Annotated in this window: 12 protein-coding genes; 6 read left to right on the forward strand and 6 right to left on the reverse strand. The window is 73.0% G+C overall.

Going from position 1 to position 10,456, the window contains the following annotated elements:
• The first annotated feature begins 138 nt into the window (after positions 1–138).
• Together ACSNOK_RS25015 and ACSNOK_RS25020 are read left to right on the forward strand one after the other, a co-directional pair.
• Positions 139–1,761, forward strand: coding sequence for a globin domain-containing protein (locus ACSNOK_RS25015; protein WP_436783028.1), 1,623 nt, complete (start codon positions 139–141; stop codon positions 1,759–1,761).
• Positions 1,761–2,519 (forward strand): pyridoxamine 5'-phosphate oxidase family protein, encoded by a 759-nt coding sequence (locus ACSNOK_RS25020; RefSeq protein WP_436783018.1) that lies wholly within the window; start codon positions 1,761–1,763, stop codon positions 2,517–2,519. Before ACSNOK_RS25015 ends, ACSNOK_RS25020 begins: the two co-directional genes overlap by 1 nt.
• Positions 2,520–2,552: 33 nt before the next feature.
• On the opposite strand, the gene ACSNOK_RS25025 is transcribed toward ACSNOK_RS25020, so the two are convergent.
• Together ACSNOK_RS25025 and ACSNOK_RS25030 are read right to left on the reverse strand one after the other, a co-directional pair.
• Positions 2,553–3,113, reverse strand: a complete 561-nt coding sequence (locus ACSNOK_RS25025) for an NUDIX domain-containing protein (protein WP_436783019.1) — start codon at positions 3,111–3,113, stop codon at positions 2,553–2,555.
• A gap of 42 nt (positions 3,114–3,155) precedes the next feature.
• Positions 3,156–4,052 carry a LysR family transcriptional regulator gene (locus ACSNOK_RS25030; protein WP_436783020.1) on the reverse strand — a complete coding sequence of 299 codons (897 nt, stop codon included), beginning with the start codon at positions 4,050–4,052 and terminating at the stop codon, positions 3,156–3,158.
• A gap of 465 nt (positions 4,053–4,517) precedes the next feature.
• On the opposite strand from ACSNOK_RS25030, the gene ACSNOK_RS25035 reads away from it, so the two are divergent.
• Complete coding sequence (locus ACSNOK_RS25035; protein WP_436783021.1) at positions 4,518–4,784, forward strand: hypothetical protein; 267 nt, start codon at positions 4,518–4,520, stop codon at positions 4,782–4,784.
• A gap of 114 nt (positions 4,785–4,898) precedes the next feature.
• Here the strand turns inward: ACSNOK_RS25035 and ACSNOK_RS25040 are convergent, their stop codons facing one another.
• Positions 4,899–5,279, reverse strand: coding sequence for a phage holin family protein (locus tag ACSNOK_RS25040; RefSeq protein WP_436783022.1), 381 nt, complete (start codon positions 5,277–5,279; stop codon positions 4,899–4,901).
• A gap of 81 nt (positions 5,280–5,360) precedes the next feature.
• On the opposite strand from ACSNOK_RS25040, the gene ACSNOK_RS25045 reads away from it, so the two are divergent.
• The 3 genes from ACSNOK_RS25045 to ACSNOK_RS25055 all read left to right on the forward strand — a co-directional run bounded on the left by ACSNOK_RS25045 (position 5,361) and on the right by ACSNOK_RS25055 (position 7,253).
• Positions 5,361–5,678 (forward strand): cupin domain-containing protein, encoded by a 318-nt coding sequence (locus tag ACSNOK_RS25045; protein WP_436783023.1) that lies wholly within the window; start codon positions 5,361–5,363, stop codon positions 5,676–5,678.
• Positions 5,679–6,045: 367 nt separating this feature from the next.
• Positions 6,046–6,267, forward strand: coding sequence for a DUF5326 family protein (locus ACSNOK_RS25050; protein ID WP_436783024.1), 222 nt, complete (start codon positions 6,046–6,048; stop codon positions 6,265–6,267).
• A 539-nt stretch (positions 6,268–6,806) separates the two neighbouring features.
• The gene (locus ACSNOK_RS25055) at positions 6,807–7,253 is read left to right on the forward strand and encodes an SsgA family sporulation/cell division regulator (RefSeq protein ID WP_004948386.1); all 447 of its coding nucleotides are present in this window, start codon (positions 6,807–6,809) and stop codon (positions 7,251–7,253) included.
• On the opposite strand, the gene ACSNOK_RS25060 is transcribed toward ACSNOK_RS25055, so the two are convergent.
• The 3 genes from ACSNOK_RS25060 to ACSNOK_RS25070 all read right to left on the reverse strand — a co-directional run.
• Positions 7,250–8,962 carry an SPFH domain-containing protein gene (locus ACSNOK_RS25060; protein WP_436783025.1) on the reverse strand — a complete coding sequence of 571 codons (1,713 nt, stop codon included), beginning with the start codon at positions 8,960–8,962 and terminating at the stop codon, positions 7,250–7,252. The two genes, ACSNOK_RS25055 and ACSNOK_RS25060, sit on opposite strands and share 4 nt — an antisense overlap.
• A 49-nt stretch (positions 8,963–9,011) precedes the next feature.
• Positions 9,012–9,212: a hypothetical protein gene (locus tag ACSNOK_RS25065; protein ID WP_436783026.1), complete on the reverse strand. Its 201-nt coding sequence runs from the start codon at positions 9,210–9,212 to the stop codon at positions 9,012–9,014.
• 126 nt (positions 9,213–9,338) lie between these two features.
• Positions 9,339–10,456, reverse strand: a 1,118-nt coding sequence (locus tag ACSNOK_RS25070; protein WP_436783027.1) for a YibE/F family protein, incomplete at its 5' end; no start/stop codon positions are given.

Genomic DNA, 10,456 nt, shown 5'->3' on the forward strand with positions numbered 1-10,456 from the left:
ACCCCGGCCCTCCCGCCCGGGCCCTTCGCCGGCCCGTCCCCGGCCGGGACCCCGGCGGCGGGGCACCCGAACGGGCCGGCGGACAACGGCTCGGCGGACGGCTTACGGTCCGGCTCGGTGACCGGCACGGCGACGGGCATGGGGGCCGGAACGACGCCCGGGTCCGCGCCCGGTTCCACGCCCGGGTCCGCGCCGGGTTCCGTGCCCGGTCCGGCGGGCGCGGGGCGCCCCCACGCGTTGGCCGCGGCGGCGGCCGGCGTACCGGTCCACGGGCGGAACGGCGAGCCGGCTCCGGGCGGGGAAGCACCGGCGGCATGGCGACGCATCGGTGCGTGCACGCCAACGGTCGCGGCGCCAGGGCTGCCCACGGGCACCGGAACGGCCCGCTCGCGGGCCGACGGCCCGGAGCCGCCGCGGCCGGCCGCTCCCGGCGCGCCCGCCGACCGACCGCACCGCGCCGACGGTGACGTCCACCGCCCCTCCCGCGGCCCGGTACGCGACGACTCGGTCCGGCCCGGCGACCGGCCCTCCCCGGCCCAGGGCGCGCCCGGCCGGAGCGCCGAGCGGGGCGGCGGCGGGCACGCCGGTGCCACGGCCGCCGCGGCCGAGGCGGGCGGGGGCGGCCCCGACGCCACCCCTGACGGCGTCCTCATCCGCCGCACCCTGGACGAGATCGAGCCGATCGCCGACAAGGCCGTCTCGCACTTCTACGCGCTGCTCTTCCTCCACCACCCCCCACTGCGCGATCTCTTCCCCCCGGCCATGGACGCCCAGCGCGACCGGCTCTTCAAGGCCCTGCTGACGGCCGCCCGGCACGTCGACGACACGGCGGCCCTCACCGCGTACCTCTCCCGGCTGGGGCGCGGCCACCGCAAGTACGGCACCCGGCCCGAGCACTACCCCGCCGTGGGTGAGAGCCTCATCGGCGCTCTCACCCGCCATGCCACCCGCACCTGGAGCCCGGCGGCGGAGGCCGCCTGGGTGCGGGTCTACACGGTGATCTCGCAGATCATGATCGACGCGGCCGCCGAGGACGAACTGACCTCACCCCCCTGGTGGCAGGCGGAGATCGTCGGACACGAACTCCGCACGCCGGACATCGCCGTGATCACACTCCGCCCCGACCAGCCGTACCCCTTCCTCGCCGGTCAGTACACCAGCGTCGAAACCCCCTGGTGGCCGCGTGTGTGGCGGCACTACTCCTTCTCCTCCGCCCCCCGTCCGGACGGGCTGCTCTCCCTCCACGTCAAGGCCGTCCCCGCCGGCTGGGTGTCCGGTGCGCTGGTCCACCGCGCCCGCCCCGGGGACGTCCTGCGACTCGGTCCTCCCGCCGGTTCCATGATTGTGGACCACACCACTGACAATGGGCTGTTGTGCCTCGGCGGCGGTACCGGCATCGCCCCGATCAAGGCGCTGGTGGAGGACGTCGCCGAGCACGGCGGCAGCCGGCCCGTCGAGGTCTTCTACGGCGCCCGGCACGACGGCGACCTGTACGACATGGACACCATGCGGGATCTGGAACGGGCCCACCCCTGGCTGTCCGTCCGCCCGGTCGTCTCCGACGGTCCCACGAGCGCGCTGACCGGCCAACTCCCGCACGTGGTCCGGGCGTACGGGCCGTGGAACGCCTATGACGCCTACCTGTCGGGACCGCCGGGGATGATCCGCAGCGGCCTGGACACCCTGGTCGGGATCGGCATCCCGACCCATCGGATACGGCACGACTCGATCGACGGACTTCTGGCGGAGGCGAGGGGCTGATGCGGACGGACCGGCCGGCAGCGGCGGTGGACGGGGCGGTGGCGGGAGGGGCGGCGGCATGGGGTGCCACCAGCCCGGAGCCGCCGGCTCCGCGCCCCGGCAGCGCGGGGGAGCACGCCCTGCAGAAGCGGTTCGGCACCGCCGAGCGGGCCGACCGTTTCTACGCCGGACAGATGCTCGGGCACGTCAACTCCGCCATGCGGGAGTTCCTTTCCCGGCAGGAGATGTTCTTCCTGGCCACCGCCGACGCGGGCGGGGCCTGCGACAACACCTTCCGGGCCGGACCCCCCGGATTCCTCAGGGCGTTGGACGAACGGACCCTCGCCTACCCCGAGTACCGGGGCAACGGCGTCCTCGCCAGCCTCGGCAACATCGAGGAGAACCCCCGGGTCGGCATCCTCCTCGTCGACTTCTTCCAGGACCGCGTCGGGCTCCACGTCAACGGCCGCGCCAGGGTGGTCGAGGACGCCGAGATGCGCGCCGCGCACCCCGGGCTGCCCGCCGAGCGGGTGCCGGGCCGCCGTACGCCGGTCTGGGTGGAGATCACCGTGGAGGAGGCGTATGTGCACTGCGGCAAGTACATCCCATGGCTGAGCCGGGTGCCGGACGGACGGGGAGCGCGGGTCGAGCCCGACGGGCCGGACGCTTCGGACGAGGCGATCGCCCCGGACGTGCCGGCCACCGGTGGTCCCGACCCGGCGGACGGCCACCGTCACAGGGGCGGCGACTACTTCGGGGTGGCGGCCGGTCGCCCCTAGGGGAAGACCGGCCCCGGCGCTCCCCGCGCCGCCTCACCCGAGATCGTCGGCGAGCAGCGCCCGTACCCCCTCGACGTTCTCCAGCAGGTAGGCCCGGAGCGAGGGCGGCACGACCTCCACCGACGCGATGCCCTCGCGGGTGAACGGCACCCGGACCACCTCGTAGGTGCCGCGCGGTTCGTCGACCTCCGGGCCGTGCCGCAGGGCGAGGTCCATGGAGGCCAGGCGGCAGACGAAGAAGTGCTGGACCTTGACGCCGCCGGGGACGGTCCGGTCGTCGGGGTCGGTGGGATCGGGGACGTGGAGGACGGTGTCGACGAACGCGGGCACGACGTCCACGATCTTCGCGCCGAGCTCCTCGTCGACTTCCCGGTGCAGGGCGGCGATCACGGTCTCGTCGCCGGCCTCGACGCCCCCACCCGGAGTGATCCAGTAGGGGGCCTGCCCGGGTTTGGTGCGCTTGATGAGGATGAGGTGCGGGTCACCGGAGGGGGATTCGGTGCCCGCCCCGGGCCCCGAGCCCGGCCTCGGCCCCGGGTCGCCTTCCAGCAGAATGGCACGGGCGGTGCGTTTGACCACCGGTCGTACGGTCATAAGCGACATCTGCCGCGTCACGACCGTCGCGAAACCCTTTCCTCACCAGGAAACGGCGGCGCGCAGCAGCCACTCGTGTGCCCGGGCCAGATGCGGGTGGGCCAGCGTGCCGGCCCGGACGACGAGGAAGTACGTACGCAGCGGGGGCACCGGCGGACTGAGCAGGGCCACGACCTCGCCGGTGTCGAGCGCGTCCTCGCAGAGATAGCGGGGCAGCACCGCGATGCCCGCCCCCGCGACCACGCAGGACAGCACCGCCCGCAGGTCGGGGGCGATGACGGCGCCGGTGGTGACGGGCTTGCTGTCGAAGACGGCGGACCAGTAGCGGGTGACGAACGGCAGGCTCTCGTCCACCTCCACCACCGGCAGGTGTTCCAGGACGGCCACCCCCTTGTCGCGCACCACGATCCCGCCGCCGAGCCGGGCGGCCCAGCGCGGCGCCGCGACCAGGACGTGCTCCTCGTCGCAGAGCGGCGTCGCGGTCAGCAGCCGGCCGCGGGGACGGGACGTGGTGACGGCGAGTTCGTGGTGGCCGGCGGCCAGCCCGTCGAAGAGGGCCTCCGACATGCCCTGGGCCGCTCGCACGGTGAGCCCCTGCGTGATCAACGGGCTCAGGGCGGGCAGGACGCGCAGCGCGGTGAACTCCGGCGGCCCCGCCAGGTGCAGGGTGCGGTGCGGCCACTGCTCGTCGAGGCCGGACTCGGTGATCTCCAGCAGGGCGTCCACGTGCGGGGCGACCCGGTGGGCCAGCTCGTCCCCGAGGGTGGTGGGCGTGACGCCGCGCGCCCGGCGGAGGAAGAGGGGGTGGCCGAGCCGGCGCTCCAGGGTGCGTATCTGCCCGGTGACCGCCGGCTGGGACAGGCCCAGGAGTGCGGCGGCGCGGGTGAAGGAGCCCGCCCGGTGGACGGTGACGAACGTGCGCAACAGGGTCAGATCCATGCCGTCTCCCCGGGAGGTCCGCCACCGACCGTAGAGGAACTATAAATAAGTCGATAGGGCTGTGTCGCCAGGGTGATTGGACACTGACGCAGAGTCAACTAGCCTTGGTCGCGCGGTTCTTCTTCACGCGGACCGTGGCGGCTCAAGCCATGAGGGGGGAGGCTTGAGCCGTCTTCGCGCTGCCGCCGCGCGCTTTCCCCGCCGCCCGGGCCGCTGCCGAGCGGCCGGTCGCGGGCCCAAAACCCCTGCGGGCGACCCGCTTTGCGGGTGTCACTTTGTCGACGGACGGCTCGGACGTCGGCGTCGGCCGGTCGTTTTGTCGATCTCGCGGTCGTCTTGCCCGGCCGGGCTTCCGGACGCTCGTCCCCGGCCGGGTGCCGGTGATCTCACGGCGCGCGGAACGCGTCGCGACGCGTTGCGCCGACAAGGTGTGCGCCGGGGCGCGCCCGTGGCAGTCTGGGGCGCATGGATGAGTTCTCCGCCGGCGCGTCCCCGGACCCTCCGTACCCATGGCGGTCACCCGCCCTGCCCGGTGAACCGCCGTACTACACCACGGACACGTGCGCCGGCTGCGGTGCCATCGTGCACGGCATCCACGGCCGGTGGACCTGCGCCGCCTGCGGGGCGTGCAGCCCGTACCAGGAGCCGCCGGAAGGCTGGTCGACGGAGATCACCGCGGAGGAGCTGGCCGCCAACACGGTCGGCTACGACCCGCCGCAGGCCGGCCGGTGAGGTGCCGGGGACCCTCGCGTCCCCGCCGCCTTCGGTCTCCGGGCTCCCGCCCCGCCTCCCGCCTGCCACCCCGCCTTCCGTCACGCGCCCGTCGGCCTCCCCGCCCGTGCCGGATCAGTCCTTGTCGTCCGGCAGGATCACGTGCATCGCCCACGCCACGATGGAGATGATCACGCCGCCCACCAGAGCGGCCCCGAAGCCTCCCACGTGGAACGCGAGATCGAACTTGCCGGCCAGCCAACTGGTCAGCAGCAGCATCAACGCGTTGATCACCAGGGTGATCAGGCCGAGCGTGAGGATGAAGAGCGGGAACGACAGCAGTTTGACGACCGGCTTGACGACAAAGTTGACCAGGCCGAACAGGAGCGCCACGACAAGCAGCGTGATCGCCTTGGCCGCGGTCGTCTCACCGGCCAGGGTGATGCCCTTGAGCAGCCAGATCGCGACTGCGAGGGCCGCCGCGTTGGCGATCGTCTTGACTACGAAATTCTTCATACGTGAGATCGTGGCAGACGGGACCGACAGGTGGGATCGGCGATCGGCGGCACGGCCGGCGCCCGGAGGAGGAGACGGCGGATGAAGGCGTTCCGGCTGGACGAGCTGGAGGCGGAGCGAGCCGCCAACGAGGGGGCGTACCTGCAGTTCCTGCGGGAGCGGAACATGTCGGTCGGCCTCTACGCGCTCGACGCCGGCGACGTGGACCCGCAGGGCCCGCACGCCCAGGACGAGGTGTACGTGGTCGTGAGCGGCCGGGCGTCGATCACCGTGGGGGACGAGACGACGGAGGTCGGGCGGGGCAGCGTCGTCTACGTTCCGGCCGGGGTGGCCCACCGGTTCCACCACATCAGCGAGGATCTCCGGGTCCTGGTCGTCTTCTCCCCGCCGGAGAGCTGACGTCGCCGTCGGCTGGCGTCGTCGTCGGGCCGGCGTCGGGGCCGGTCCGCTCGGAGAGCCGGCCCGGCCGAGGCCGTGCGGGGACCGGGGTCTCAGGGTCGTTCGCCCTCATCCCGTAGGGGAAGGTTCAGGGTCGTTCCGGGGCCGCGGCGGCCCCGTTCGCACCCCGGACCGCCCTAGCATCGAAGCAGGCCGGGGCGACCGCTCCGGACGGCCGGTGACACCGGTGGCACACGCTCCGCCAGCCGCTCGCGCTGCGGACCGCGATGTGGCACGGCGGCCGTGACCCGACCGTGATCCGGACGGGGTCCGACAGGGCCCCGGAGTGATCCGACAACGACGCGCGAAGCGGAGAGCAGGGAACGACATGGCTCAGAAGGGGATACTCGCGGGACTGCCGTGGTGGGTGCAGTGGATCGCCCTGCCGGTGCTCGTGTGCGTGGTGTTCGGCAGCCTGATCATCAGCGTGCTGGGGATCGTCATCGACGTCCTGTTCAAGGCGCTGCTGCTGGTGGCCCTGATCGGCGGCCTGATCTTCGTCGTCAAGAAGTTCACGGGGTCCTCGTCGTCGAAGGGCGGCGACTGGTAGGCCCGTCGCTCCGGTGAATTCGTCAACTCAACGAATCGGAACGCGGGGAGTAACTTCGGCCGTCAGCCGGTACGGCCGGTTCACCCCGGCACCGAGTGTGCGAGGAGGGGCGGGATTTCCGCCCCTCCGGCACGTCCCGGCACGATTCCAACCGGTTTGCTCGGGGCAGGAGTAGACGGAGCCCGAACCGCCCGTTTCCCCGTCGTCTCGGCGTCGTTCCCGCCGCGTGAGCGGACGGGTCCGCCGTCCGTACGGCGGCCGTACACCGCCCGTCCGCCGTCTCGCCCCGGCGGCGGGCGGCGGCGCACTTTGGCCAGTTCTCTGCTTATGTCCGCCCGGAATCCGGCGGAACGACTCCACGGCGTAGTCGAGTCGCTACTCTCCAGAGTCGAAGAGCCGTAAGCTCCCTCTCAATCTCTATCGGTAACTGAAAAATCACTCCTTGTGATCCGCAGGACGTTGTTGTCAGACTATGGCGTCATGAGTAGGGCCATGAGGATCCAATCCCGGCCAAACCGACAAAGACGGGGCATTGGGCGATGCGCGACACAGTTCAGGCAGAAGTGATCATGACGTTCCTCGTCTCCGAGGAGCTGTCCTTCCGTATCCCGGTGGAGCTGGCCTATGACAGCAGCGATCCCTACGCGGTCAAGTTCACCTTTCATCTGCCCGGCGACGCCCCGGTGACCTGGGCTTTCGCAAGGGAGTTGCTGCTGGACGGGTTGAGCCAGCCCTCGGGCGAAGGCGATGTGCACATCGCCCCCGCCTCCGCGCAGCACCTCTCGGACGTCTTCATCCGTCTGCAAGTGGGCGGTGAAGGGGCGCTGTTCCGGGCCGGAGCCGCGCCCCTCGTGGCCTTCCTGGACCGGACGGACCGGGTCGCCCCGCTCGGCGAGGAGCGCTCGGTCGCCGACTTCGACTACGACCTGGCCGCGGCGCTCGAGAGCATCCTCGCCGGCAACACCGAGGGGCAGAACGCCGGTTAACGCGCCGGCCCGGCACCTCCGCCCCCGGCCGGGTTCCCGGCGGGCCGCTCGACCGGCACCCGCTCGGTGCGCGGTACGGAGCCGCCCGGCGCGGTGGCCGTGCCCCGGTCGGGGTTCCCGGCCCCGGTGCCGCCGTCGGTGCCTCCCCCGGCCCCCGGCACCCGGCCGTCACCACCCCCGGTGCCGCTCCCCATGGCCGTCAGCAGCTGCCGCGCCAGCCCCAGGCCCGTACCCCCCAGCGTCAGCGCCTTGGCGAACGCCTCCGACAGACCGTCCGCGCCGTTCAGCACCACCATGTGATCCACGCTCCCGAACGCCTGGGCGCCGGCCCCGACGATCTCGGGCCACTTCTCGGCCAGTTGCTGGGCGACCACCGCGTCCTGGTTCTCCGCCAGCGCCGCCGCCCTGGCCTTGATCGCCTCCGCTTCCGCCAGCCCACGGGCCCGGGCCGCCTCCGCCTCCGCGAGGCCCCGGGCCTTGGCCGCCTCGGCCTCCGCCAGCCCGCGGGCCCGGGTGGCCTCCGCTTCGGCGAGGCCCTGAGCCCGCGCCGCCTCCGCCTCGGCCAGGCCCTGGGCCTTGGCCGCCTCGGCCTCGGCGACACCCTGGGCCTGCCCGGACGCCGCCTCCGCCTCACCGGTGGCCCGCGTCGACGCCGCCTCGGCCAGCCCGCGCGCCTTGGTGGCCTCCGCCTCCGCCGCCGCCTCCGTCTTCACCCGCGTCGCGTCGGCCGCCGCGGCCAGTTCCGTCTCCCGGGCCAGCGCCTGCGCCGCCGAGATCCGCGCGTCCCGCTCCGCCTCGGCCTGGGTCCGCGTCTTGTACGCCGCCGCGTCGGCGGGCTTCCGGACGTCCGCCTGGAGCTGCTGCTCCCGGCGCCGGGCCGCCAGCTCGGCCACGCGCGTCTCCTGGACCACCACCTCCTGCTGCGCGGCGGCCTCGGCCAGGGGCCCGGCCTGCCGCGCCTTGGCCGCGGCGCCGTCCCGCTCGGCCTGGTAGCCGGCCTGGAGGATCTCGCTGTCCCGGGTCGCCTGGGCCATCCGCGCCGCCGCCTGCTGCTCGGCCTCGGTGGCCAGCCGGTCCGCCTCGGCCTGGGCGATCCGGGCGTCCCGGTGCACCGCGGCGGCGTGCGGCGCGGACAGGTTCTTGATGTAACCGGTCGGGTCCTGGATCTCGTGGATCTGCAAGGAGTCGATGATCAGGCCCAGCTTCTCCATCTCGGTGCCGGACGCGGCCCGGGTCTCGCCCGTCAGCCGTTCCCGGTCGCGGATCATGTCCTCGACGGTCAGCCCGCCCACGATCGACCGCAGATGGCCGGCGAACACGTTGTGGACCCGTTCCGATACGAACTTCTGCTGGTCCAGGAAGCGGCGGGCCGCGTTGGCGATCGAGACGAAGTCGTCACCCACCTTGAAGATCACCACGCCATGGACTTTGAGCGGAATGCCCTGGTTCGTCACGCAATCCACGTGCAACTGCGCCTCGTTGAGGTCCAGGGACAGCTTGCGCACCACCTGCACCCCGGGCAGCACCAGCGTGCCCCGCCCGGTGACGATCCGGAATCCCATGCCCTCCCCGAGCCCCTCCGTGCGGTGCTTCGAACCGGAGATGACCAGGGCCTCGTTGGGCTCGGCGACGCGCCACATCAGTTTGAACAGCCCTACCGCGAGGGCGAGAGCCGCCACGACGGCCCCCGCCACGATCCCGATGAACATGTCCCGTTTCCCCCTTTTGTGTTGTGGCCGGGCCGGCCATGGCGCCGGATCACCCGTAGGCGCGCGTCACGTAGACCGTCCGGGGCGGCTGGTACTCCACGACGACCACGAGCGTTCCGCGCGTGATCCGCTCGCCCGGATCCAGGGCGTACGCCAGGAACGCCTCGGCGCCCCCGCGCACGGGGAGCATCACCTCGCCGACCAGCCCGGGGCCGATCGCCCCCGTCACCCGGCCCGTCTCCCCGATCACCGGCAGCCCCCCGTCCGGCCGTTCCGCGCCCGTCAGCGCCCTACCGTTCGCCCCGCCCGACCGCACCTCCCGCGCCCGTAAGCGCTCACTGCCCGCACCGTTCGTCCCGGCGGGGCCGGGCGCCGGCTAGCGCTTCGCCCGGCGGCGGCGACCGCCTCCCGACCGCGTACCGCCGCCCCCCGCCCCCGCCTCGCCGCTCCCGTCCTCCACCCGCCGGTCGGCACTGACGACGAGCGCCGCCAGCAGCGTCGTCACCGGCACCGAGAGCACAAGCCCGATGCTGCCGACCAGCGTCCGTACGATCTCCTCCGCGACGATCTCGCTCGTGGCCACCCTTCCCACACCGCTGTCGGCGATCGAGAACAACAGGAGCAACGGCAGTGACGCACCGGCGTACGCCATCACGAGCGTATTGACGACAGAGGCGATATGGTCCCGCCCGATGCGCATCGCCGCACCGTACAATTCGCGCCAACTCGCCGAGCGATTGGCCTCCTTCAGCTCCCACACCGCCGAGGTCTGGGTGACCGTCACATCGTCCAGGACCCCCAGCGAGCCGATGATGATGCCCGCCAGCAGCAGACCCTGGGTCTCGATCCCCGGGTAGAGGCCGTGCACCAGCCCGGTCTGGTCGTCGGTGTTCCCCGTCAGCCGCGCCCAGTCGATGAACCACGACCCCAGCAGACCGATGACCAGCAGCGACGTGAGCGTCCCCAGGACCGCGACCGAGGTGCGGGCGGTGAGGCCGTGGCACAGGTACAGCGCGATCAGCATGATCGCGCTGCCGCCGACCACGGCGACCAGCAGCGGGTCGGACCCTTGCAGCACGGCGGGGAGGATGAACAGCGTCAGGACGCCGAAGCTGATGACCAGGGCCACCAGCGCGAAGACCCCCCGCAGCCGCCCGATGGCCACCACGGCCACGGCGAACAGACCGGCCAGCAGCCCGACCGGAAGGTCACGGTCCACGTCCGTGACCGAATAGCGCAGGTTCTCGGGCGCCTTGGGGGCGTAGGCCAGGACGACCCGCTGGCCCACCGTGTACTGCCGGGACGCCCCGGGGGGCACGATCTCGGTGAACGTACGGCCCTTGTCCGGGCCCGAGGCGACCTCGATGACGGCCGACCGGCAAGGACCCGACGCCGGGGCGGGCGCGCCCGGAGCCGCGCCCGGGGGCGGCGCCTCCCCGCGCGGCGGGGCTTGGCCGCCCGCGCCTCCGCCCCCCGCGCCCCCGCTCCCCGCGC

It is taken from the genome of Streptomyces sp. URMC 126 (assembly GCF_051386555.1).
Classification (GTDB): domain Bacteria; phylum Actinomycetota; class Actinomycetes; order Streptomycetales; family Streptomycetaceae; genus Streptomyces.